This window comes from Blautia segnis, assembly GCF_014287535.1.
GTDB lineage: Bacteria > Bacillota > Clostridia > Lachnospirales > Lachnospiraceae > Blautia_A > Blautia_A acetigignens.
Map to the genome: position 1 here is coordinate 1 of NZ_JACOOT010000008.1, position 25,600 is coordinate 25,600.

Annotated in this window: 21 protein-coding genes, 1 rRNA gene and 1 pseudogene; 2 read left to right on the top strand and 21 right to left on the bottom strand. The window is 45.8% G+C overall.

Going from position 1 to position 25,600, the window contains the following annotated elements; all coding sequences use genetic code 11:
* From H8S54_RS02770 to H8S54_RS02785, 4 genes and pseudogenes are all read right to left on the bottom strand, one after another.
* Positions 1-83 (bottom strand): 16S ribosomal RNA (locus H8S54_RS02770); the annotation flags it as partial.
* A gap of 504 nt (positions 84-587) precedes the next feature.
* Positions 588-851, bottom strand: a complete 264-nt coding sequence (gene spoIIID / locus H8S54_RS02775; protein WP_173767004.1) for a sporulation transcriptional regulator SpoIIID — start codon at positions 849-851, stop codon at positions 588-590.
* A gap of 379 nt (positions 852-1,230) precedes the next feature.
* Positions 1,231-1,314 (bottom strand): annotated as a pseudogene (locus tag H8S54_RS18755) (SEC-C metal-binding domain-containing protein); the annotation flags it as partial.
* A 960-nt stretch (positions 1,315-2,274) separates the two neighbouring features.
* The gene (locus tag H8S54_RS02785; protein WP_330600069.1) at positions 2,275-2,526 is read right to left on the bottom strand and encodes an IS1096 element passenger TnpR family protein; all 252 of its coding nucleotides are present in this window, start codon (positions 2,524-2,526) and stop codon (positions 2,275-2,277) included.
* Between the two features lie 134 nt (positions 2,527-2,660).
* On the opposite strand from H8S54_RS02785, the gene H8S54_RS02790 reads away from it, so the two are divergent.
* Positions 2,661-4,448, top strand: coding sequence for an alpha-amylase family glycosyl hydrolase (locus H8S54_RS02790; protein ID WP_186900858.1), 1,788 nt, complete (start codon positions 2,661-2,663; stop codon positions 4,446-4,448).
* Positions 4,449-4,625: 177 nt separating this feature from the next.
* Positions 4,626-6,230, top strand: coding sequence for a hypothetical protein (locus tag H8S54_RS02795; RefSeq protein ID WP_186900859.1), 1,605 nt, complete (start codon positions 4,626-4,628; stop codon positions 6,228-6,230).
* Positions 6,231-6,343: 113 nt separating this feature from the next.
* Here H8S54_RS02795 and H8S54_RS02800 read toward each other — a convergent pair whose 3' ends face one another.
* The 17 genes from H8S54_RS02800 to H8S54_RS02880 form a co-directional block, all read right to left on the bottom strand.
* Positions 6,344-7,027: a DNA alkylation repair protein gene (locus H8S54_RS02800; RefSeq protein ID WP_021925237.1), complete on the bottom strand. Its 684-nt coding sequence runs from the start codon at positions 7,025-7,027 to the stop codon at positions 6,344-6,346.
* A 22-nt stretch (positions 7,028-7,049) separates the two neighbouring features.
* Positions 7,050-7,349, bottom strand: a complete 300-nt coding sequence (locus H8S54_RS02805; RefSeq protein ID WP_021925238.1) for a hypothetical protein — start codon at positions 7,347-7,349, stop codon at positions 7,050-7,052.
* Between the two features lie 82 nt (positions 7,350-7,431).
* Positions 7,432-10,692: an ATP-binding protein gene (locus tag H8S54_RS02810; protein ID WP_186900860.1), complete on the bottom strand. Its 3,261-nt coding sequence runs from the start codon at positions 10,690-10,692 to the stop codon at positions 7,432-7,434.
* The gene (locus tag H8S54_RS02815) at positions 10,661-11,278 is read right to left on the bottom strand and encodes a DUF4194 domain-containing protein (protein WP_186900861.1); all 618 of its coding nucleotides are present in this window, start codon (positions 11,276-11,278) and stop codon (positions 10,661-10,663) included. The genes H8S54_RS02810 and H8S54_RS02815 overlap by 32 nt, the downstream gene beginning before the upstream one ends.
* Entirely contained in the window at positions 11,238-12,656 is a 1,419-nt protein-coding gene (locus tag H8S54_RS02820) for a Wadjet anti-phage system protein JetA family protein (protein ID WP_021925241.1), read from the bottom strand. The genes H8S54_RS02815 and H8S54_RS02820 overlap by 41 nt, the downstream gene beginning before the upstream one ends.
* An 84-nt stretch (positions 12,657-12,740) precedes the next feature.
* Entirely contained in the window at positions 12,741-13,499 is a 759-nt protein-coding gene (locus H8S54_RS02825; RefSeq protein ID WP_186900862.1) for a TraX family protein, read from the bottom strand.
* A 63-nt stretch (positions 13,500-13,562) separates the two neighbouring features.
* Positions 13,563-16,040, bottom strand: coding sequence for a transglutaminase domain-containing protein (locus tag H8S54_RS02830; protein ID WP_186900863.1), 2,478 nt, complete (start codon positions 16,038-16,040; stop codon positions 13,563-13,565).
* Between the two features lie 14 nt (positions 16,041-16,054).
* Entirely contained in the window at positions 16,055-16,447 is a 393-nt protein-coding gene (locus H8S54_RS02835; RefSeq protein WP_173767018.1) for a DUF6483 family protein, read from the bottom strand.
* Positions 16,448-16,516: 69 nt separating this feature from the next.
* Positions 16,517-17,125: a cytidylate kinase-like family protein gene (locus H8S54_RS02840; protein WP_021925245.1), complete on the bottom strand. Its 609-nt coding sequence runs from the start codon at positions 17,123-17,125 to the stop codon at positions 16,517-16,519.
* 76 nt (positions 17,126-17,201) lie between these two features.
* Positions 17,202-18,551, bottom strand: coding sequence for an ArsB/NhaD family transporter (locus H8S54_RS02845; protein ID WP_243176602.1), 1,350 nt, complete (start codon positions 18,549-18,551; stop codon positions 17,202-17,204).
* 180 nt (positions 18,552-18,731) lie between these two features.
* On the bottom strand, positions 18,732-19,136 hold the full coding sequence (locus H8S54_RS02850; RefSeq protein WP_186900865.1) for a hypothetical protein: 405 nt from the start codon (positions 19,134-19,136) through the stop codon (positions 18,732-18,734).
* Between the two features lie 173 nt (positions 19,137-19,309).
* Positions 19,310-20,239, bottom strand: coding sequence for a MetQ/NlpA family ABC transporter substrate-binding protein (locus H8S54_RS02855; RefSeq protein ID WP_117849362.1), 930 nt, complete (start codon positions 20,237-20,239; stop codon positions 19,310-19,312).
* Positions 20,240-20,389: 150 nt separating this feature from the next.
* Positions 20,390-21,049, bottom strand: coding sequence for a methionine ABC transporter permease (locus tag H8S54_RS02860; RefSeq protein ID WP_117849363.1), 660 nt, complete (start codon positions 21,047-21,049; stop codon positions 20,390-20,392).
* A 2-nt stretch (positions 21,050-21,051) separates the two neighbouring features.
* Positions 21,052-22,071: a methionine ABC transporter ATP-binding protein gene (locus H8S54_RS02865; protein WP_186900866.1), complete on the bottom strand. Its 1,020-nt coding sequence runs from the start codon at positions 22,069-22,071 to the stop codon at positions 21,052-21,054.
* A gap of 196 nt (positions 22,072-22,267) precedes the next feature.
* The gene (locus H8S54_RS02870) at positions 22,268-23,179 is read right to left on the bottom strand and encodes a LysR family transcriptional regulator (RefSeq protein ID WP_021924379.1); all 912 of its coding nucleotides are present in this window, start codon (positions 23,177-23,179) and stop codon (positions 22,268-22,270) included.
* Positions 23,180-23,247: 68 nt separating this feature from the next.
* Positions 23,248-24,420 (bottom strand): DUF4317 domain-containing protein, encoded by a 1,173-nt coding sequence (locus H8S54_RS02875; protein WP_021924378.1) that lies wholly within the window; start codon positions 24,418-24,420, stop codon positions 23,248-23,250.
* Positions 24,421-24,435: 15 nt separating this feature from the next.
* The gene (locus tag H8S54_RS02880) at positions 24,436-25,437 is read right to left on the bottom strand and encodes an asparaginase (RefSeq protein ID WP_021924377.1); all 1,002 of its coding nucleotides are present in this window, start codon (positions 25,435-25,437) and stop codon (positions 24,436-24,438) included.
* Between the last annotated feature and the right edge of the window lie 163 nt (positions 25,438-25,600).

Sequence of the window (25,600 nt, forward strand, 5' to 3'; positions counted from 1 at the left end):
CAATAAAGTATTTCCCGTTCGACTTGCATGTGTTAAGCACGCCGCCAGCGTTCATCCTGAGCCAGGATCAAACTCTCTGATAAAGTGTTTGATGCACTCAAGACAACCAACTAGCTTAGTTATCTCTCGTCATTACTGTTCTAAAAAGTTCATTCTCTTCGAATGATGTTTGTAAAAGAAATTTTCGAGAATCGTATGTGTTTCACTGTTTAGTTATCAAGGTTGTTCCGCTGTCAGCTCTTTGCGACAGCTTATTTAGATTATCACATTTGGAAGATCTTGTCAAGAACTTTTTTCAAAAGTTTTTCGAAGTGTTTTCCAAACGGATGCTTCGCTGCAATCTTTCTTATCTGTCTCAGCGACTTGATTACTTTACCATAAGTTCAGTCGATTGTCAACAGTTAATTTTAATTTTCTGAAAACTTATTTATTTTTCAGTATTCCAGAAGCAATTCCTTGCGACAGCTTGTTTAATATACCACTGCCGCAAGGAGAAGTCAAGCACTTTTTACAAATAATTACATATTTTTTTGTGCAGATTATAGATATGGCAGGCGCGTCACCACGCCTGCCATATCTTCTTTTCTTTATTCTAATTCTTTATGCTGGTGCAAATACTTTTCCCTGGTCGCAAGCCCGCCACGAATATGCCGCTCCGACTTATTCACATCCAACACCTCCCGTGCCTGCCTGGCAAGCGCTGGATTCAGGCTCACAAGCCTGCTTGTTACGTCTTTATGTACCGTGCTCTTACTAACCCCAAACTTTTTCGCTGTTTGTCTCACTGTTGCCTTCGTCTCAATAATATAGTTCCCAATTTCCACTGCCCGTTCTTCAATATATTCTTTCAAAAGAAACGCCTCCGAAGACGTTGTTTTTACAGTGTATGCAGAGGTGTTTCTATAATATGAAAGCAAATGAGCTGCGTTAACGTAATTTAGTGAATCAAGGCGGACGCCTCTGAACACCTGTTATTCCACGCAGGTCGGTGCAACGCTCCGGTGAACTAACTGCTAACTACGGCTTAATCGTGAAGGCTCTCCTGAGATGTTTAGTCGCAGTTGACAGTTAGCTCGGCGAAGTGTTGCGACGACCTGCGATGAATATAGCTTCCAACAGTCATTATTCTCGCCGAAACCAATCATATTGTTGTAGCATTCTTCTGTCAGCAGCTGAAATTTTTTCCATTTTTTATTTTTCATAGCATTCTGTCCCCTTTGTAATCGTCTATTATTTCCCGCAACATTTCTTATACTTCTTTCCAGAGCCGCAAGGGCAAGGATCATTTCTTCCTATTTTGGGACTTTCACGGATGAATGGAACCTGAGGTTTTGCGTTTATCCAAGGGAACATATTTTTCTCGTCAAACTCGTCATCATATTCCTCATCGAATGCGTCATACCGTCCCTGTAATCGATCTCTGAGTTTATCTGCCGCTGTTCTTCCAAAACTTGAACTGTTTTCCAGTTCTTTCAGCAAAGCTTCTGCTTCTGCCTCTTTTCCAAATGTAATACATGCATCGCAAAGCAAATATATGAATTCTTCTGAGCATACATTTTCCTGTTTTTTTAAGTTGAAAAGCCTTTGTATCTCATGGGATTCTCCAAATTCACAGGCATTATACATCCATTCCTGAACACTTTTTGGGAATTCATACATGTGCAGTTTTTTATCGGAAAATACTGCCGCATGATTTGATACCATATCCACGCTCCAGGGCGACATATTTTTTTCTCTTGCATATTCTGTCCGGCTTCTTCCTTTTAGCATAGGCAATTCCAGTTCCAGCATAATTCCAGAAATTGCCATCCAGACTTCTGCATTTGCCGCAATGTCAGATTTCCCATTGCTCCATTCTGATATAGCCTCAAAAGCTTCCTCTAAAGTAGTTCCGTTCATTATACCGATTACAGTAGATATCAGACATCTCTCGGCTGCTTCCAGCGGTATGTTTACCTGATAACGCAGCTTTGAAAACAAAATATCAATCCATTCTGTTCTATTTGCCAGGTTTTCTGAAAGTAAACGAATATCTTCTATGGAAAATGAAGCATAGTCCATATCTGCTGCATATTTTTCCTGCATGGCAATTACTTTCTGCGAATCAATATCTTCTATAAAAGAAAAACATCTTCCATCACCTGTATAAGCAGTTTTAAAAATACAGTTAAAGCTGCCATACCAGTAAACATATCTGTAGAACTCTGTTTTGTCCTGATTTTTGTCATACAATGTACAGTAAATTTTGTATGCGTCCTCTAATTCCAGCATACCTTATACCCGCAGCATTGCCTCCATATTCTCAGAGAATTTCTTAATTCTACGATAGGTGTCTTTTTGCATTTTAGAGGTTATTTTTTTTAATAGCGGCTTATTTTCTTTGTAACCTCCATAATTCCAGAAGTTATCCTCTCCAGTGTCCTGCTCAATCAAAATATCATCACTTGGAATTCGAAAATCATGCATGTGGTATCCATCCCAGTCAAACAGGATCTGAATAATTTCATGCAAATCATCAATCCAAATACTATATGGATATCAAAGTTATTCTTGCAAAAACAACACTATCGTCATATTTTTATATAGAATAAATTCCCAAAATCTGCTATGATAAAAGACATTGAACGTACAAATTTATTTAAACGACAGAGGTGTTAGACATGAGTTGGTATAACGAAGCAGTTTTTTATCACATTTATCCATTGGGTTTGACAGGTGCGCCGAAGCAGAATGCGTATGAGGAGCCGGTTCACAGGCTGAATACGCTTCTTCCCTGGATCGACCATATTAAGGAAATCGGATGCACCGCTTTATATATAGGTCCTTTATTTGAAAGTGTGGGACATGGTTACGAGACAACAGATTATAAGAAACTGGACTCCCGTCTGGGTGACAATGAGGATCTGAAGAATTTCGTAGCAGCATGTCATGAAAAAGGAATTAAAGTTATCTTCGACGGTGTATTTAACCACACCGGACGTGATTTTTTCGCATTTAAAGATATTCAGGAAAAGCACCAGAACTCACCTTATGTAAACTGGTACTGCAACGTGAATTTCTCCGGAAATACCGAGTATAACGATGGATTTTCCTATGAGAACTGGGGCGGATACAACCTTCTGGTAAAATTAAACCAGCGCAATCCGGATGTACAGAACTATATCTGCGATGTGATCCGTTTCTGGGTTTCTGAGTTCGATGTGGATGGAATTCGTCTCGATGCTGCTGATGTTCTGGATTTTGATTTCATGAAACAGCTTCGCCGCACTGCTGAAGAAGTGAAACCGGATTTCTGGCTGATGGGCGAGGTAATCCACGGCGATTACAGCCGCTGGGTAAATGGAAGCACCCTGCACAGCGTTACCAACTATGCCCTGCACAAGGCACTTTACAGCGGCCACAACGACCACAACTATTTCGAGATCGCACATACTGTGAAATATCTGCAGAACATGGGCGACCTGGATCTTTACAATTTCGTGGACAACCATGATGTGGAGCGTATTTACACCAAGCTTTCCAACAAAGCGCATTTTGCTCCGGTTCACGTACTGCTCTATACGCTTCCAGGCGTTCCAAGCATTTACTATGGTTCTGAATTTGGAATCGAAGGCCGCAAGGAAAGAACCTCCGATGACAGCTTAAGGCCTGCATTGAATCTTGCGGACTACGCAGATGCCACTGAGAAAAATCCTTGCACCGCGCTTATTGCCGCTCTTGGAAAGGTTCGCCAGAATACGCCGGCACTTAACTATGGAAGCTATGCGGAGCTGATGCTGACCAACCGCCAGTATGCTTTCGCCCGTGACCTTGATGGAGTTCGCGTGATCGTAACTGTAAACAACGATGATAATGCCGCTTCCATGAATTTGCCAGCTGGAAATGCTGCTGAATATGTAGGCACACTTACCGGGGAAAAGGTTTCCGTGGAAAATGGCAGCATTAATGTAACCGTTGCTGGAAACAGCGGAAATATCTGGGTTGCGGCCGGGGACATGCCGGAGTATAAGCCAGTTGACATGGCTGCGAAAAAACCAGAGACAGCTTCCGAGAACAGTTCAGCGAATACAGCAAAAACAGAAGCCGCTTCTACAACTGAAGCAAAGGCTTCCAACTATAAATCAGATGCTGAGCCAGCTGCTGAAAACACAGCTGCCTCTGAATCCGCTGTAAATCCCGCAGCTTCAGAAGTCGCAGCTTCCAACGATGTTTCTGCAGACAAAGAAGCCGCTGCCGACAATGAAGCTACTTCCCAGACAGCTTCCGAGAAATCCGAAGTAACCGTAGACTGGACCAAGTCACCGGAAGACATGACTGTGGAAGAACTCCAGACTGGCATCCTTGCCAAAATGGCAAACAACGGCCCGGTAACCGACCAGATGAAGAAAACCGTTTACGACAACATCTGGCATGATTCCCTGGTAAACTGGCTGAAGAGCTTCCGTTAATGAACCTACTACACCTAAATACAACGAATGATTTCATGTAAGATTGGGCGCTGCCAATACACACCGCAGCATTTTATTCCATAAGCATGTATTTCATTCCCTAAAAATCAAAAACTGCTTTTTCTCATGCTATACTTACTCCAACATATCATTGAACCGATAAAGGAGTATAAGCCTATGAAGAAAAAGCAGTTTTTTTATACATTTGCAGCGGGAATTTTCGCAGCAGCGATATTAGCAGGCGGACTTGTTTCCAGCCCAACTTTGGTAAGCGCAGACGAAGAACCTACGGCTGAAGCCACGGACGCTTCAAACAACCCCCAAGACAACAATGCCAGCCAGCTTCAGACCCTTCTGGAAAACGAAGGCTTCTATGTTCAGCAGGGTTCCTTCTATGAACTGGACACATTAAAGGAGGCTTCCGCTGGCCGTCTTCTCAGCTGTTTCGGCAATAATGCAGGTTCCTCCTACATGGTCTTCAATCTTCCTGCCGCCCCGGAACAGGACAATGCCAAGGGAAATCCAGACTACAACTGGCCGGACGAGACAGCCACTCTCTATGATGATCCAAATGTAGAAAATGCTCCGGCGAATCCATATTTTGCCCCGGGCGGCTGGCAGTATAAGCTTGGACAGGACGAAGCTATCGTTCTGATCACACAGCTTTCCCCCGAATGCAAGTACTATTCCTTCATCAATTACGTAATGTTTACCCAGCAAAAAGAGGGAAAGGATTACACCAACGAAAAGGCATTTTTCAGCGCAGGAAATGAGGAAACCGGTCTGTATCACCCTATTTTCGGTTCCATCGGGGACTCTGTAAATATGGTAAATATCAAGCATGATGGAGACAGCGCATACGGTTCTCAGGCGGTTATTGTAATCAGCGCCAACCAGACTGTAACCGAAAAAGTAACTGCACAGCTGACTGCTGCCGGCTACGATGAAAGCATGATCAATGTGATGCCGATTCCCGTAGACACCTATAATATGGGGCTGCAAAAAGGAGCCGACACCTTTAGTTTCCTCGGCCGCATTTCCCAGCCAACAGATCAGGACGCCTATGACAGCTACACAGAAAGTCTTTCTGCAAACTCCGTTGTTTACCGTGTTTCCCCGCAAAAAGAGCTGGATGCAGATCCTTACGAAAACGCAGTTCTCACAGCCCGCGGAACTGGCGAACATGAAATTTCCAAATTGAAAAATGGCAGCCAGCATCTGGATGAAATTCGGGAAGCAATCATCTCCCAGTACGCAAATGAGTATGATTATGAAGAGCTCAGCACAGATATTGCGGTTCCGGAGGGACTTACTGCTTACCTGAATGACCGCAATGCACAGGGTGACAACCGGGATACCGCCTATGTGATGACAAAAGATTTTACCTTAAATTCCGATGAGGATTTCGTTGTTGTTTACGGAGTCAATCACACACAGACCGGAAAGGCCTTATACTCCAACGCGGTTCTCTATGCCCGCCCTATGCTCAACGGCGTATGCAGCGTGTACGATTCCCTTTTCCCAGGCAGCGCGGCTTCCTATCTTGAGGAAGACTGCGACAATGCAGACGATTATTATGTGTACAAAATGGCCCGTACCCAGATGGATGATTACACCGCCATCATCGAACATTCTACCGGAAATGAGAAGGGAAAATTCTATGGTGTAGACAACGGTGATACCCTTCTTCTGGCCTTCCGTGCATATATGGATGAGAACAACGTAGGGGCTTCCTATTATGAAATCGTGTATGACCGGGCAATTGTGTTCCATAAAAAGTAATAAATTCGCTGCCAATAGTTCTGTTAGCATTATCATATAAAAAATATGCCAGAGAAAAAGCACTCTGCATCTATATGCAAATGCTTTTATCTCTGGCATTTATGATTGTCTTTTTATCGAAATCCTTTCAGATATTCCTTCTGTTCCGGTGTGATCCGGTAGCTTTCCACGGCCTTCTGAACGGTCTTTCTGTGTACCCAGTCTGATAATTTATGCTGTTCAATATAGGGAACCGTGGCATCCCACTGCTTGGCAAGGGCGGTGGCAAAATACCAGGCAATCATCATATTTACATAATACTCCTGGGATTGAACCGCTGCCGCCATTTCAAGATATTCCGAGGAAAAATCTTCGTCCAGGAAAAGGCGCATCAGCATACCGATTCCATAACGAATGACATAGGTTTCTCCTGAAGAAATCCATCTCTTTGCTTCCTCCAGCACCTGATCTTTATGCCTGGCAAAGCACTTCGGTGCCGGGTAATCACAGGTTGCCCAGTTGTCAATACAGGGAAGAAATCTCTGAATCTCTTCCATACATTTCTCATAGTCCTTTATCCCCGTGATCAGCATCATGTGAAGATTATTTTCTTCATAATATCGGTGAGGAAGCTGCCGCAAAAACGCCTCTGCCTCCGAAGTCCCGGCGAATTCCTTTGCAAATTTCCGAAGGACTGGCGTACGGATTCCAATGACCGTTTCCTTGTCTGTTTCGGGCATTAATTTGCTGTGAAAATCACGGTATTTCAAATCCTGCAATTCAAATAACTGCTTCTGCAGTTTGGTCAACTCAGCCATATTTTTCTATTCTTCCATTTCTTTACTCCGCTTTCTCCGCTGCCTCCAGGCTTGCCATCAGCAGCTCGTAGAAATCATCTTCCCCTTCCAGCTTCGGAGAATTCTCCCCTCCGCCGTTGGTACTGCGGCGCATGGTGGCGTAGAAATCCTCTCCTGCAGACACCAGATCCATCTCATACAATTCATAGCCAAGACTTCTGCACAGCCTGCAGAAAACAGTGAGAGGATCCTTCTCCAAACGGGTTGCCAGAAGCTTTTTGCGAAGTTCTCCATCTTTCAGTGCATCGCCCTGCAGACGGTCCAGAATTTCCAGTGTAGTCATATGCGGTACCTCCTCTGCGTTATTTTCATCTATTTTAACGCGCAATCTGTCACTGTGCAACTGTGAATTGTGAATGTTTTTTTTACACCGCGTTATGGTATTCCTCCACATAACTCCGCTTCTGATCTGTCATAACCAGCATGATCTCATCCATAGCCGGACCGATATACTGAATCTTATCCGGCGGAGCCGCGATGATCAGCTGCAATGGCAGGCGGCGAAGGAATTCCAGTACGCCGCCAATTCTCTCATCATCCATGTTGTTGAACGCCTCATCAAACAGCACCAGTCCAGCCGCCTCTCCTCCAATATTGTTGCTGTAAAGCTGTACGAAAGAAGCTGCCACGGTCACATAGAACGGGGTCTGTGTCTCACCGCCGCTCTTTTCCTCGCATACCTTGGAATAGTAAGAATAGGTGCCGTCATCATGTATGATCTTAATATCATAATCCATATAAGTACGGTAATCCGTAAACTCCTCCAGAGTCTGCGTGCTGTTTTCACCGCCTACAGAAAGCCGTTCAAACAGCTCCTCAATCACATCCTTATGAGCCTCATGGAACATTCCGGAAAACAGGGATTCCCCTTGAATTACATTGAAATCGTCCATGATCATTTCATAATAGCTGCGGTATTTCTTGCTTGGCATAAACTGGAATTCATAGCGCTCACTGCTGAAGTCAATCCCCTTTAAAGCCTTGTTCAGCTCCTTAAATTCCCCTTGCGCCAGCTTCATATTCTCCTGAAGCTTTGCAAGAAACTGCTCCTGGAACTCTGTTTCCGCAGCATGTCGGGCAGACTGTACTTTCTCCTCATAATCCAAAAGCTCGGAATTTTTCAGTCTGTCATATACAGCTTGAAACTCAGAAAAACCTTCCAGGCTGGCAGCTGCACCGAAATCATGCTCTGTCTTGTATTCCACCATGGCATTTATCATCTGGTCTTTGATTTTTTCCCACCTGTCACTGTTGTTTCTTCGTTTGCCAAGATACTCATTCTGGAACTGCTCCACCGGACGTTTTCCAAGCGCTTCCTCGTACTCCTGATTCCAGGAATTTAAGACATCCCCAGCTGCCTCTCCCAGGGAAAGGACCTTCCCCTTCTCTGTCATCTCGTTCTCCAGAAAGGCCTGTTTTCTGGTAATCAGATCCTGAATTCTAGTTCGTATTCCGCCGATTTTCTCCGTATCAGAATTCACAGAAGCATCCAGCCCACGCAGCACTTTTTCCAGTTCTTCCAGCTGAATCTGCTTCTCAATCAATGTAGAATTTTCCTTCAGCTTCTGGATGTTTTCCTGGCATTTGGCAATGGCCCTGTCCACGGTTCCAAGAGTATGAAGCACATCCAGGCGGTACTTGATATCCACATCACTGTCTGTGGAAAGAAGTCCCAGAATTTCATTCATCCCGGCCAGTTGCTTCTCCTGATTTTCCAGAAGCTCATTCATCTTCTGGTACTCCTCCTCTGCCTGAACCAGCTGAACGGTAAAGGCATTTTTGCCGATAAACGGCACCCGGAATACCTCTGGTTTGATGGCGCTTGCCACCCGGTTCTGGTAGCGCATACAGCCCTTTGTAATGGAAATGGGGTACTTTTTCAGGTCCTCGTAACGCTCGCACATCTGCACTTTTCCCAGGATCATGTTGCTGTACTGGCGGGCATATTGATTCTGGGAAGTTACAACGGAAGCCAAAGTTCCTGCAGGAGCAGTATCATAATTTTCCAAATCTCTGGTATTGATCAGACCCACGCCATAGACCTTTTTCTCCTTGCGAAGGCGGTCATAGATTCCAAGTGCAATGTCGAAATTCTCCGGCTCCACAAGCACATAAAAACGCTGTGTATTCAGATATCCTTCTACTGCATTTCGCCATTCTTCATCCTGGATTTCCAGCATTTCGCAGAGAACTCCCGGCTGGATTTCCCGTCCCAGGCTGGCAAATTCCTCCTGTATAGTTTCTGTAAGGAGTTCTACTCCTGATGGATAGGTAAGCTTTTTACGCTTCAGTTTGCTGATCTTTTTGTTCAGCTTTTCCCGTTCTGCGTGATTCTGTTTCAGCTGGATCTGCAGCTTGGCAAGCTCTCCCTGAAGTCCTGCAAAATACTTCTGCTTGCAGTGGATCACATCGTCTGTCAGGCTTTTCAGTGCTGCTACATTGGCCTCAGAATCCAGTTTCTGCAGCTGTGTGCGGTATTCCCGGACGCAGGATATCAGTTCCTGGGAATCACCGCCTGCATCCTTAACGCCCATGAGAAGCCGCTCGCTGTCTTTCGCCGCCTTTGCAACACTTTTCTTCAGTTCCGATTCATCCTGCAGTGCATTTCTACGCTTTTCCAGCTGTCTTTCCAGCTCTTTTTTCTCTTCCTCAAGAGCTACAAATTCCTGATTATGGCGCAGTTCTACCCGTAGATTGGTGGCAATTTCCTGCTTCTCGGCACGTTCCTTCTGCAGCATTTCCAGCTGGACTTTGGCCTGTTCCAGACGGACTTCCTCGTTCTTTTTGGCTGCATCTATGCTTCTTATTTTGCCTTCCACAAGGTCCAGGTCACTGCGTTTCAGGAAATATTCATACATCTGATCCCGTTCCATCCGCTCCTGCAGGCGCTGATGCAGTTCCTGAATCTTTTCCAGCTTTTTCATCCGCTTTTTCACATTATCCAGGGTGCGCTCCATATCCTGATAGGTGCGCACATTCTCCCGGAGAACCTCAATATTAACCTCTTTTTCATCCAGCACATAGGAGTAAACAAAGTCCTTGATATCATCAATAGGCTTAAATGCAAGAGCTTTCGGAATCAGACGGAAGAACTTGTCTTCGATTCTTCCAAGCCTTGCTGTGACCATTTTTCGCGCTTCCACATTGGTCTTGCACCACTGGCGAATGTCAATGTTGGAGCCTCGGAATTCTGCAATGGATTTCACCTGATTTCCGTAAAGAAACAGGTCATCGGAAAGTCTGGTGTTCTCCATCAGATAACGGACGGTCGTTTCCTGCCCCTCAGAAGCAGAGTCTACCACCGCGCCGATAATGAAATACTTATCCTTGCTTTCCTCATAAAATTCCAGCGCAACATGGGCACTGATCTCCCCGGTGCGCTCATAAGGCTGATTCTCTTTTCCGGTTTTGCAGCGGATATAGCCGGTCAGTTTTCGCTTGCCGTTTTCGTGGGCGGCCTTGTTGAAATACCCGGTGGAACAGATGATCACGAACTGGATTGCATCCAGAAGAGTGGATTTTCCAGCGCCGTTTTCACCGGACAAAAGAGTGGAATCTCCAAAATCTATGGTACAGTTGTTGAACCTGTGCCAGTTAATCAGCTTCATCCTCGTCAGTTTCTTCATTGCTTATGTTCTTTCCCTTTCTGTATGTTTCCAGTTTCTCAAATGCAGTTTTAATGTCTTCCACGCGTACAGCCATCAGGATAGAATCATAGATCAGAACCCTTGATTCCTCATCCCCCAGGTCCCGGTCCAGAAGTTCCACGATCTGGTATCTGCGGAACAGGCTCAACGCATTTCGCATGGTTGTTTTGTCGATTATTTTGTCACGGATATTTAAGCTGAGGAAGCGGTCCTGAATGTCTCCAAGGGTGACGATCACCTCTTCCACTGCCGAAAGCTGCCGTTTCTTTTCATCATAAAGGATCCGAAGAATCAAAAGCACAATGGAATCGTAAAGCTTCAGATTCATGCGGTTGATTCCCCGGGGGCTGGTCAGCTGAACCACGCCATATTCCTCGTTAATCTCCAGGCGGTAGCCCAGTACCCCTAAATATTCCTTAAATTCCTTGCGGTATTTCAGCACGAAATAATAGTCCGGTCTGGTATTCTGGTTTCCTTTGCACAAAAAGCAGGTTCCCAGAAGACGGTTGCAGACTCTGCCGAAATTATCCTTCTCTTTTTGAAGCATTCCCTCCAGATATTCCATTCTCTCTCCTCCGTATCCGAAAATCTTTGAAACGGTAGCCGTTCACTTCCCGTTCTTCCATTGTCTCAATTGTATATCCCATATTTTTCCGCTGTCCGTAAAGCCTGGTGTAAATCAGCTTAATAAAATCATCTTCATTGGCAAGGGGCAGCTGGCTGGCGTTCATCTCATCCACATTTCCAAGCTGCTGATCTACATAGTCCTGGATTTTTTCCACGCTGACCACCTTCTGGATCTTCTCAGCCATCCTCCGCATTTTTTCCCGGCGCAGTTCTTCGTCCGGCTCTTTCTCATCCAGGCTTGCAGGAGTAAATTCCCGCTTGCCTTCCACTGCAAGATACAGGGAACTTTGTTCCAGGATGGAGCACTGGTAGATCTGCACCAGGTCATCCAGGAAATCAATGCGGTAGATGCCGCCTAGGTCCATGTTCTCCCGGTTGATCTCTTCGTTGATTCCCATAAGGATCTCTTTTAGCTGACCTCGCACATCCTCGTTTCCTGCAAGAAGAAACTTGGCGCGCCCTATGGCAGCTCTCTGGTACTGGGTGTTTTTCTGATTGATCTCCTGGAGAATATCGTCCATGCCGCGGAAAGCTTCTATAATCTCATGTAGATAGCGGTAAATCAGCTCCCTTCCCTCTTCCACAGAAACTTCCCGAATAGATGCGATCTCCCTTGCCGCCTCTTCCAGAAACGCCTCCTCATGGCTTTTCTCTTCCAGTCGGGAGATGATCTCCGGCCGGAATTTGGACACGTTGTCAGAAGTAAGAAGGCGGTGGTAGGCCTTATCTACAATGTTGGTAATATAATCATTAAACAGGGCATCCATAATCTCTGCCACTGTGCTGTGTTTGGTCAGTTCGTCAATGTAATGTTTGATGTTGGAATTCAGATTCTTCAGGCCGGTGATCAGAAGATCCGTGTTTTCCCAGATCTGCATCAGCACGATTCCCGGCTTGTCCATGGTTCCAGTCACAAGGCTGTATATGGTATAAATGTAGCCCTGGTACTCGATCTGTTTGCCGTCTGCAATGTCCAGCAACGTCTTAATCACCTTCACTGCATACTCTTTGAAATTCACTCTCTGCACATAGCTTTTGTCTGTCTCCACTTCGATCCAGCCGTAATATTCCAGACGGCGCAGGATTCCGTTGGCGCGGCTCCGGCTGTCATATGCCTGGAATTCCTCTTCCACCAGCTGGGCTGCGTTTTCCTGGTTAAAATAAAATTCCAGTTCATCTGCCAGCACCTCTCTTTCCACTCCAAAGGAAAGCTGATGTTCCATGATGGAAAAAAGCCGGCTGATACATTCCCAGTATACAATTCGGTTGGGTGAGGACAATGGGACGAAAAAATTTCCCGGAATTACATGAAACATAGAATATGTCCTTTCTCTAAAAGTTAAAATGAGGGGCAAATTCCTTTGCCCCTCGAATCTTGTTCTATTTTAGCATATTCTATTTTATTGCGCAAGCCGCAGCAGTCCCAGAATCAGCAGATGTGCCGGGTAAAAAATGTAGAAAAACCATTTGGAAAAGGTTCTGTGCTTTTTCCCCTGCTGTCCGTTGTACAGATAAATAATGCAGACTGCGGAAAGGAAAATTCCAGCCACAGCGCCAAGAGAACGCAAGATGCTCATTCCTGGCGACATGGTCTCTATGTTTTCTGCCAGATTGACCAGCCCGAAAAGCAGCATGGCGTTTCCAAACACCTTCCACAGCTTCTTTCGCCGCTGCGCAGTGAAATCCTCTGCTATTTTGCCTTGTGCATCCGTCAGTCCGCAGGTGGCAAACCACAGCGTAAACAAAGGAGCCAGCAGCGCCCAGTCGCTATATATGGAAAGAACCACAAGCACGATTATGCAGGCATTCCGCCTCCAGTCTGCCTGGACCTTTTCCCGGACCACAAGGATCAGGAAGCACAGGAAAAGGGTAAACATCATATTCATATTTACGAAGCTGATGGTTCCCTCCTCTGTAAATGCCAGGCAGAAGGGGATTTCGGAAATCGCCGCAAACAGAAGCAGACGCTTTCCATATTTCTCTTTGGACCTGGTGTAGCCATAGCCCTCTACCAGGAAGTAGCACATAGTAATGGCTGTGAAATATCCCACATCTACAAAAATCTCAAACAGAAGGGTTCCCGGCTCTAAGAAAATATTTGCGATATGATTCAGCAGCATAGTAAACATGGCGATGTATTTTATTTCGTCTCGATTCATCTTCGTCCTCTCCCGCCTTCCCGACAACTTACGTGCGCATCATATCCTGCCTGCACAATGGAATCACACATGGAAAATCCGCAGCAGCATATCCGCCATACCAACAGAATATCCCACAGACGCAAACATTCCCTGGCACGCTCCATCCGTCACAACCATCAGCGGCAGCTTTTCAGAATCCACGTACATGCGGCGCGCTGTCATCTCTTTATCTTTGCCGAAGTCATGGAAAAATACCTGAATCTTTGGCAGCATCTCCAGACATCTGCAAAGAGTCGCGTTCTTCAGTGCATCCTCATTTCTTAAAATAAACACAAGGTTCTGCTGGATTTTTTCATATTTTTCCTTCAAATCCATAATCTCGTTGAGGATATGCTCCGTAGGCTCACGGCCTTCCTCCAGCCAGAAGAAAATCTTACGCTGGACGCCATCGCCGTGTTCCAGATTTTCATCCGCGCACGGTGTACCTGTCACCTGCGAAATCAACACTACCTCACCATCTTTATTTCTAAGCCTGGAATCCGGAATAGAATGCCGATTCAGCATTTCCTCCAGGCTGTACTCCCGAAGCTCCAGCTCCACCTTCTTGGTCTCGTCTTTTTCAATATGGAAGTCATACCGCTTGCCAAGAATATTTCCGTTTGGCAGACGATTTCCTGTCAGAATCCGGTAATCCCCAGGCATAATATCCAGCTCAAGCTTTCCGTTTTCCCATTTGCTTCCGCTGAAATCAAGAGTCAGATAGCCCTTTCCATCAGTCACAGAAATGGTCCAGTTCTGGTAGTAATTCCAGTTCTCATTCTCCCCGGCCAGAACAGTAAGGTGAGCTTCCTTGCGGCTCTCTTCCAGCACCGGAACGAACTTTATGCCATCCCAGTACTCAATGGCACCATCTGTAGGATTCAGCCTGGACGGAATTCCAAGGGTTCTTGCAATGGCAACAAACAATACTTTATGGGATTTCTCCCCTGCAATCTTAAGATCCAGCGCTGCACCAGGAGTGGTGTAAGCCGTCAGACGCTCCTTGTCATTGCGAACAGAAATATTTTCCTTGATCCAGGTCCAGATCCGCTTAGGATCAGACTCGAAGGCATCCCTCTGTTTCTTATCGAAATAACCCAGAATCTTCTTTCTCCATTTCGTGAGAACCTCGTTCTCTACTCTTGGATTCCACACATAAGGAATATAGATCTCGTCCGGATTAAATTCCCGGTAAACAGAAGCCTCCTGATAGTGGCCTTCCAGCACCTCCGGAAAAGCATCCCTTCTGTCCTTCTCAGACAGAACTGCCATCATCGGCTCCACCTCTTCCATGGTGTGTCCATACAGGCAGCGCTTCCACAGAGGCTGGAATTTGGCAATCTTGCGGCGGCAGTGCTCGCCTTCCTCTGCAATTCTTCTGTTATTTTCCTCTTCCTGTTCTTTGGAAATATTCCACTTGGTCCGGCCTGTATCTTCCGGGGCGATCATATCGAAATCCACCCACAGCTCGTCCTCATATTCCTCTCCCAGGGTGCAGACAAATTCATCTCCATCTCTGGTGTCGATCACCCGCTCGCCGTAAGTGCCCTCATAAACTGCACAGATCAGCAAACTTCCAAGGCCTGTGACAAAAGAAATGCATCCGTTTTCATCAGCGCTTATCTTCGCCACTGGGGAAAACTCCCCGTAATTCATAACCTCGGCCTGCACCCTTGCGCCGCCAGCCGGGGTTCCTTCCAGATCTTCTACCCGGATGGTGATCCGCTTGGTCTTTGCATATTTGCCAAGAAGATTGATGATCCTGTTCATTCCGTCTTTTCCAATGACATCTTCGTCCGGCATGGCACGGTCGTACCATCTGGAACCGATCATCATTGCTCTGGATGCAGCGTTGGTAAACCAGCCCTTATCCAAAACTGCTTCCGGCTCACAGGCTCCCAGGTAATGCCAGTCGCCGTCGCACCAGACCTCCACCCAGGCGTGGTTGTCGTCACAGTGGGACCATCTTGGCACATATACTGGTCTCGCAGGGATTCCTGCACTTCGCAGCACATTTACCACAAAAACCGCTTCCTCACCGCAGCGTCCCACACCGCTTCTGTAGATTTCCAGAGCAGAGCCGGTACGCATATCCGTTCCCTGATACATCACTTCGCCAGCGCACCAGTGGTTGATCTCCAGCACAGCTTCCATCATGCTCATGCCCTGGATCCGGTCCTTTATTTTTTCCCAGAAATAAGTACGGCAGGGTTTAATTTCTTCATCATTAGTTCGATGAAAAAGCACATAGTTCAGAAAATAAAGCTCCGGGTATTTCTTCACATAAGGGGAATTTTCCCAAAGCCAGATTCCCTGCTGGACATAATCCAGATAGGTGTCGAATGTGTAATTTCCCACATCGCTGTAAGGCATGTTGCTGTACAGATACTTCATTCCAATCACAATATCTGCATTTAAGGTTTCCATTCTTTTCTCGATTTCTTCTGCTTTTCCTGGAAGTTCCCTGGAAAAATCCTCAAAGTCTTTCTCTATCCGGTCCCTGTTTTTTTCAAGAAACATCTTTAATCTCCTTCTTATCCAATGTCTAACATATTCATAATGTTGCCATAGCCAGCGTCCTGGGCCAGCTGCTGCAGGCCATCCTTAACCTCTTCCAAAGAGTAGTTGTGGGCTTCCAGGAATTCATCCCCTTTGGATGCTGCATACTCGTAGAAAAACATGGCTTCTGCCAGGTCTTCCTTGTCAGAATAATCGATTCTGTCCAGAAGCTCGTTCTCCGCCTCGTTGATTTCCCCATTGTCCACCATTGTTTTCAGATGGTGAAGCTTATCACCGGAAATCTGGTATTTGGATTCTACCGGGAGCTCTACCTGCACATATTTTTTTCCAAGCATCACGCTTGCCAGCACACGAGCTACTTCTTTAATGATACGCATAAGGTAATCTTTTTCGTCATCTGTAAACATGTTTTCCTCCTGTAGACAAAAAGGTCCTGTCATGACAGCTGTGTGCGTCTTGACAGAACCTCTGACCATTTATTTCATTCTCGCTGTTCGTTTGTCAATATATTCAGACAGGAAATCAACACTTCCTTCAATACCAAGTGTACTGCTGTTCAGGCTCAGATCATAGGTATGAGTCTCAGACCATTTGGTCTTGCAGTGACTGTCATGATATTTCTTTCTCTTTCTGTCTTTCTCTTTGATAAAACGTTCTGCTTCTTTTTCTGTTTTTCCATAAAGACGGGAAATACGGGCGATTTTGTCTTCCATATTTCCAAGAACGAAAATGGAAATCAGTCCCGGATAGTCCTTCAGGATGGTCTCAGAGCAGCGTCCTACTACTACGAAGGATTCGCCTTTCTCTGCTTTTTCCCGAAGGAAATTGAACTGCATGAGGGCAACGTTGTCTGCCGGAGAACTGCTCATTCCCTTAACGGTACGGTAAAGGAATTTGTTGTGCTTCATCTCGTCGAAGATCTCAAGCTCCTCGCTGCTTACGTTGTGGCTGTCTGCCACCTCTCTCAAAAGGTTGTGATCATATAAGGAAAGTCCATAGCGCTTGGCGATTCGCTCTGCGATCTCATGTCCCGCACTTCCGAACTCTCGTCCGATGGAAATGATCACCTGTTTCTGTGTTTTCATGGTATCCCCTCCTTTTCCATAGTTTCATGCCGCGGATTGCGGACCAGCTGAGCTGCTTCCGCAATCCAATCTGGCATTATAAATATCTTGCATAGATCATAAACATTGATACAAAGATTACGATGATCGTAGCCGGTGCCATAGTTTTGCAGTATCTGCCCCACTTAATCATGTGGCCGCTCTTGGCTGCGGTAGCGATTCCTACTACGTTTGCAGAAGCTCCGATTGGGGTTGCGCTTCCGCCGATATCAGTACCCATTGCAAGAGCCCATGCAAGAATGGAAATATCGATTCCCTGTGCTGCTGCCAGGCTGTCGATAACCGGAATCATGGTAGCTGCAAACGGAATGTTGTCAATAAATGCACTTGCAACTGCAGATACCCAGATGATGATTGCGATCATTACCTTCAGGTTTCCGCCGCTTACCTTGCCGATAAATCCAGCCAGGATAGTAAGGATGCCAGTCTGCTCAAGACCGCCTACTACTACGAAAAGTCCGACAAAGAACAACAGGGTCTTATAGTCAACCTTTTTCAGAAGCTCCAGTGCATCCTTGCTGGCTGTGATCAGTGTCACTGCTGCAATAAATACACCGATGCAGGATACGGTAAGTCCTGTCTGTGAATGGCTTACCAGCAGAACAACTGCGCAGAGGAAGATGATCCAGCTGATGATAAAACCTCTCTTGTCTGTGATTGCTTCAGAAGGATCCGGCAGAGTAGACGGATCGATCTTGCCTGCATTCTCTGTAAGCTCCTTGCGGAAAACAAAGTAGAAATAAATTACTACCAGAACCAGTGCGATAAATGCGATCAAACCGGTGTTTGTTACAAAGTCTGCAAAGGAAAATCCAAGGGATGTTCCAATGATAATGTTCGGCGGGTCTCCGCACATAGTTGCGGATCCACCAAGGTTTGCGCAGAAAATTTCTGCCAGGATCATCGGTACCGGATTGAATTTCAACAGCTGTGAAAGCTCTACGGTAACTGCTGCCAGAAACAGGATAACGGTAATACTGTCAATAAACATTGCCAGTACAAAGGACAGGAGCATAAATGTGATAAAGATCGGGATGATCTGGTATTTTACCAGTTTCGCGATCTTCATGCATAACCAGCGGAAAAATCCGGATTTTGCCATACCTTCTACCATGATCATCATACCAGCGATGAACACGATAGTCTCCCAGTTGATTCCGGCGGAAGCTTCGCTTGCTTCCCCTGCGGTGTGCCAGAATCCCGACGAGAAAATACTATGTATGTTCAGTGTTTCAATAATTGCTGAGGGACTGTGCATACAAAGGCCAAATACAAGAACCAGTGTAAGGAGCGCACATCCCAGAGTAACAATGTGTCTTTCCCAGATTTCTGTGATGATCAGAATGAACATCGCCAGGAAAATAATTACTGCTAAAATCTGTGCCATTATTTCTTTCCTCCATGACTGTCGAACCATGCCATCCAGAGTCCCACTCCAATGGCTGCCACAATCATTATTCCTATAAATATATTAAGTAACATATAGTTTTACCTCCGATCATATCTGTGTTTACATGGAAAATGATCACTGCGAGTCCTGCAGCAATCAAACAACAGAATATGGTCTTCAGTGTTTCTGCCCGTCCTGGTGGTGGATGTAACAGATAATAAATCTTCTTCCATCCGCGTCATTTATGGTAAGCAGACGTTTCTTTTCTTTATAAAATACGGTATTCGCCAGCAGAACTGCAAGCATGATGATCACCAGCTCTGTTCCTGTCATCCCCTTCTGCCGAAGGCGCTGGTCCGCCTCCAGTCTCACAGACACCTGCCTGATTCCTGTCAGTTCTTCGGCACTGGTGTGGGTACTTCTGGAAAACTCCGGTGATATCAAAGAAGCGGAGGCCGGGATCAGATCAGAAACATGCAGAATGCTCTTCGCCTCCATGCTGGCGAAAAAGATACATAAAACCGCCAGTATCATGCCAAGAAAAAGGCAGATACAGCGATTTTTCCATTCATTTTTCTTCAATAGGCCTCACCTCGATACCTGAAAAAATTCGTCTCTATAATAGCAGATTTTCAGCGCTTTTTCAACTGTTTTTACACGGGGAAAAACAGACTGGAATACACCTGTTTTACAGGGATTCCAGTCTGCCTGCGCTTCATTTCTTATTATGGAAAATACTCTGTAACGGAAGCGGATTATTCAGCGTCTGTTGCTTCTGCATCAGCTTCTGCATCAGCCTCTGCGTCATCTCCGTCAGCCTCCGCATCTGTGCTTTCCTCTGCGTCAGCTTCATCTGCTGCGTCCTCGCTGTCATCAAATGGGATAACTGCGCCGTCATATTTCTCGTTGATGAAGTCTTTGATCTCGTCAGATTTTAATACGTCTACAAGAGCTTTGATCTTGTCGCTGTTCTCATTTCCTTCTTTTACTGCGATTACGTTTACATAGGTTTTTGCTGCTTCGGAATCAGAGGTCTCGTATGCAAGTGCATCTTTGGATACAGAGTAGCCAGCCTGAAGAGCATAGTTTCCGTTCAGGACAATGTAAGCAGTCTCTTCTGCAACACGTGCTACCTGCTCTGCTGCAAGCTCAACGATCTCTACGTTGTATGGGTTCTCCTCAATGTCGTTTACAGTTGCCTCAAGACCAACGCCATCTTTCAGAGTGATGATTCCGTTGTCCTGAAGAAGGAGAAGCGCTCTTGCCTCGTTTGTGGTGTCGTTCGGTACTGCGATTGTGTCGCCGTCTGCGATATCATCAAGGCTGGATTTTGTTCCCGGGTAAATTCCGAATGGCTCATAGTGGATTCCGCCTGCGTTTACAAGGTGGGTTCCTTTCTCCTCATTGAAGCTGTTCAGATATGGAATGTGCTGGAAGTAGTTTGCATCGAAATCTCCGCTCTCTACAACTTCGTTTGGCTGTACATAATCATCAAATACAGTTACCTCAAGGTCATATCCCTCTTCCTCAAGAATTGGCTTTGCTGCCTCAAGAATCTCAGAATGAGGTGTCTCGGAAGCTGCTACTGTGATGGTTTTGTCGTCATCTGCTGCGAATACAACGGATGTTCCAACGGTTCCAAGTACAAGTGCTCCTGTGAGTGCTGCTGCGATTAATTTTTTCATAATAAACTTCCTCCTTGTTTTTTGAAAAATATATTTAGTTTCTACATTACAATCATTTTTTATAATAAACAGGGGCTACTAAAAACTCCTGTCAATTATCGATTTTGGTTACTGCTCACAGATACCATTTCTTATAAAATAATCTGTGGCTTATTTTCTTTTATCCAGCTTGTTGGCTATGAACATACCAATTGTCTGGAAAATCTGTACCAGTACTACCAGAAGGATAACGGTCACCAGCATGATGTCCGTCTGCCAGCGGTTGTATCCGTAACGTACTGCAATGTCTCCAAGTCCGCCTCCTCCTACGGTTCCTGCCATTGCGGAGTAACCAAGGATAGTTCCTGTTACAATGGTAGCTCCTGAGATCAGGGATGTTCTTGCTTCTACCAGCATTACCCTAAATACGATCTGAAGATTGCTTGCTCCCATGGATCTTGCAGCCTCGATAACTCCCGGGTCTACCTCATTTAAGGAAGACTCTACCATTCGTCCGATAAAAGGGATTGCCGCAATGGTAAGAGGTACGATGGTGGCTGTGGTTCCATAGCTTTTTCCTACCAGAAATCTGGTGAATGGAATAAGCAGGATCAACAGGATCAGGAATGGGATGCTTCGGAAAATGTTTGCTATCACATCCAGAATCTTATATAGTACTGCGTTTGGCCGCAGACCCTCTTTGTCGGATACTTTCAGCAGGATTCCAAGAGGCATTCCAAATACATATCCGAAGAAGGTGGAAAACAGGGTCATATATAATGTTTCCCCTACACCTGCGATTATCATATCGGTTACTTGTTTCGTCCACATAATCAGTTCGCCTCCCCTATCTCAAGTCCACGTTCTGTAAGGAATTTCTTCATCTCCGGTACATTGGTACTGTCACTCATGAACTGGAGAATCATTTCTCCTTTGGCTACACCGCCTACGTTTTTGGTGTTTGCCTTCAGAATGTTTACAGGTTCGTGGAAGGTTAATATAAGGTTTGCGATTACTGGTTCGAATGCGGAGTTCTCAGAGAATACGATTCGAACGATTTCGCCGTCCTGGATTTCTGACTGGGTAAGCTTTTTGCTTTCTACATCGTTTCCAGAATCCTTGCTGATCAGTTCTTTGGCTACCTGTGATTTCGGGTGGCTGAAGATTTCTTCTACAAGGCCTTGTTCTTTTACTTCACCGTCTTTCATAATTGCCACATGAGTACAAATCTCACGGACAACTGACATCTGGTGGGTAATGATCACAATGGTGATTCCGAATTTCTGATTGATGTCCTGCAAAAGTTCAAGTATGGAGGATGTGGTCTGGGGATCCAGGGCGCTTGTGGCTTCGTCACAGAGCAGGATCTGTGGATCGGAGGCCAGGGCTCTGGCGATTGCCACTCTTTGTTTCTGTCCACCGGAGAGCTGTGCGGGATATGCTTTCGCTCTGTCTGCCAGTCCTACGATTTCCAGAAGCTCCAGGGCTTTTGCTCTTGCTTCGGCTTTTTTCTTCCCCTGGATGTACAGTGGGAAGCAGACGTTTTCCAGTACGTTTTTCTGCATGAGCAGGTTAAAATGCTGGAAAATCATTCCTATTTTCTCTCGCTCTTTGCGGAGTTCTTTTGGGGAAAATTCGCTGAGGGATTTTCCGTCTATTAATACTTTTCCTTCGGATGGTACTTCCAGAAAGTTCATACAGCGTACCAGGGTACTTTTTCCTGCACCGGACATTCCAATGATTCCGTAGATGTCTCCGGATTCAATGGAGAGGGATACGTTTTTCAGGGCATGTACAGAACCGTCTTTGGTTTCGAAGGTTTTGCTCACATCTTGGATTAATATTGAAGACATGTCTTTCCTCTTTCCTTTAAGTGGTGTTTCATCGTCGATATGGTTACTATAACACAATTGGAGTAAAAGTGTTAATTCTTAAAAGTTAGGGCTAGTTATAGGATAAAGCTATAGCTAAGGTGGACGCCAGCGGGGGGTGTAGTGGGTGATTAGGTTCAGCTTTAGTTGCAAATGGAAGTTTGCGTAAGTGAGTGGATTATCGTAATGCTTTGTCTTTGTATTTGGCAATTTCCTCCAGATATTTCTGCCCTAATTTACTGATCGTGGTGCCCTTCCTAGCGAGGTAGCCGATGGTCATGACCTCGTCGGAGTCTAGCTTCACGGCGCAGTAGTCGGAGCCGTTGAGTTCTTCGCAGATGATTCCGGAGCAGAGGGTGTAGCCGTTAAGGCCCACCATCAGGTTCAGGAGGGTGGCGCGGTCGTTGGCTTTGATGAGACGCTTGTATTCGTAGGTGCTCAGAACTTCTTCGGCGAAGTAGAAGGAGTTGTAGGTGCCCTGCTCGAAGGAGAGGCAGGGGTACTCGCGCAGGTCCTCCAGGGTGATCAGATCGCGGTCGGCCAGGGGATGCCCTTTCCACATGTAGACGTAGATGCTGCATTCCAGGATGGGATGGAATTCCAGGTTGGACTCGTGGAAAATCTTCTCCAGGACTTTGCGGTTGAAATCATTGAGGTACAGGATTCCAATCTCACTTTTGAAATCCTTTACATCGGTAATAATGTCATAGGTCCTGGTTTCGTGGACCGCGAACTCATACTCATCCATTCCGAACTGCTTGACCATTTCCACGAAGGCATTGACCGCGAAGGTATAATGCTGCATGGAAACACTGAATTTCTTCTTGGTTTGTTCCTTGGAAATATATTTGGATTCGATCAGGGCGTACTGTTCTACCACCTGACGGGCGTAGCCTAAAAATTCCTCCCCCTCAGGAGTTACCGAAATTCCACGGTTGGTCCTTCGAAAAAGCTCCACCCCAATTTCCTCCTCCAACTCCCGTATCGCCGACGAAAGACTTGGCTGTGAAATAAAAAGTGTACGCGCTGCCTCATTCATAGAATTTGAATTCGCTACGGTAATCGCATAGCGAAGCTGTGCCAGGGTCATACGGATTCCTCTTTTCTATACTGTACTTGACAAATGTCGTTTATACACGTCGTATCAATTAACAGAGATTACTCCAACGCTTGCTCATAGTCATCATAGTCATCATGTTCACTGCTCTCACCGCCCATTCTCACGCGAATGCCGTTGATCTCCACATCTTCCATGGGGATTACCAGGCATTTGCGGCCGTCGATGATGCGGGTTTCGACCAGTTCTACTTTCTCAGGCTCAACGTGGATGACAACGTCCGGGGTTTTGATCTCGAACTTGCGGGTGTTGGTGATGTTGGAGGCAACCATGGTGGCTTTTTCTCCGGCTGCCACGTCATACTGGTCATCGAAGGTTTCCAGCTTTTCCTCTTCTACGCCGCAGTCCTCAAAAAGGCGCTTCACCTCGGATTTGGTAAGTACCACCGGATCCGGAGAATCCTTCTGGGCTTCGATGATCTCGTTCAGCTTCTCATGAATGTTCACAACTGTATCGTACTGGCAGTCCTCGCCAAGAGTTTCCTCCACAAGCAGGTTAAAGGAATCTCTCTGTCCGCCAGCTGACAGCGGCGCTGTGCATCCGAACATCTCGTCCACAAAAACATCATGGAGCTGCTCTGCATTCTTGGCGTAATAGAGCATTCCGTGAATGTCTGTGCTTCTGTCATTAAACACCGGGAAAAGAAATCCATTTTCCGGCATTTCCACGATCCAGTCGCGGATACGGTCCTGGATCAGGTTTGCTTCCGCATTATAGCAAAGTCCCGCCTTGGACAGCTTCACCGGGCAGATGCTGCAAAGAATGTGCTCGTAGATTTCCTCGGAAGCGTCGTCCATCTCAATGCCGTCAGAGGTTTTTCCCGGAATATCGTATACGGCATGGACAAGGATTATGTAATAATTCTCCGGGTAGTCATAGTTCTCGATAATTTTGTCGTAAAAGCTTTCGATCAGCTGGTCATCCTTTAACTTGCTTTTGCGAAGCTTCATGAGGAATTCGTGCTTGCCGCCCTCTTTTTCCTCCTCTAATGGAAACTCCATATTCATCAGGTTCTTTCCCAGTGTACCGGAAAGTGTTTTCTTGAAAATCTCAAAATATTTGAACATCTCTTCCTCGGAAAGGGAAAGAAATGCTTCTTTCAGCTCTGTCTTTTTATTTTTCTCAGCATCTACATAGCAGCCGCAAATGCGGGTAATGTCGCAGTTGGCTGGTGTAAACTGCTTCTTGATTTCGGAAATCTCTTTTTTGTTCATGTGTATAAGCTCCTTCTATAAAAATAGCAGATCATGATTAATCGTCGTATAAAACAGTTCCTTAAATTTCTCCATATCCCGTGTCTGCCCAAGCGCCCACATCATCTTCGTCACAGACGCCTCCAGAGTCATGTCATAGGACTCCAGCACCGGGAAACGCTCCTTGATGATTTTTCCCACCTGGTAAACTTCCATATCACTGCCCTCATGGGTAACCTGGGTCGCCATGCACACCGGCTTCCCAGCCTCGATCCAGTGCCCGATTGCCTCCATGAAATCGTCATTTTCATAATGAGGCAGCCCGCCCACACCGAAGGACTCAATGATCAGCCCGTCATAAGCCGGGAAAAGGGCATCCAGCACCTTCCCGTCAATTCCAGGTATCAGCTTCAGAAGAAAAATCTTCTGGTTCATCTCATGGTAAAACACCAGTGGTTTGGTAGACTGGTCCTTGTCATCAATGTAGAAAATAATTTTCTGATCATGGATGGACGCAATATCCGGATAATTAATGCTGGAAAAAGCATTATAGCTTTTGGAAAATTCCTTCTTCGCCCGGGTACCTGCTATCACCTTGCCTCCAAACACAATGGAAATTCCATGGGCCCGGTCATGGGAAGCAAACCGCAGACTGTCCATCAGATTAGACCTTGCATCTGTAATTGCCAGATCAATAGGCTTCTGCGCTCCGGTAATTACAATGGGCCTGCGGTTATTCTGAATAAGATAAGACAAAGCCGCAGCTGTATATGCCATGGTATCGGTTCCATGGCAAAGCACAAACCCGTCATAAAATTCATATTTCGACTCAATCAGTCTCGCCAGCTTCAGCCAGTGATCTGCACACACATTGGTGCTGTCCAGGGCAAAAGGCTGCACCGTATCAATGGTACAGAATTCTTTCGCCTCCGGAATATATTCCAGCAATTCCTCCGCCGAAATCTGCGGTGCCAGTCCATCTGCTGTATATTTTGAAGCAATGGTACCTCCGGTAGCAATGAGAAGTATTTTTTTCATGCGTTTCTCCTTCATTTGATATTTGAACATCAACTCTTGGCAACTCGTCTGGCGCTGCACCATCTGCCAAAAAAGCCCGCCCGAATCTTCCCCAGGCAGGCTCTTTTATCATGTTATCCAACTTATGCAGTTCTCATTCGTTTACCTAAGAACTTCAATTATC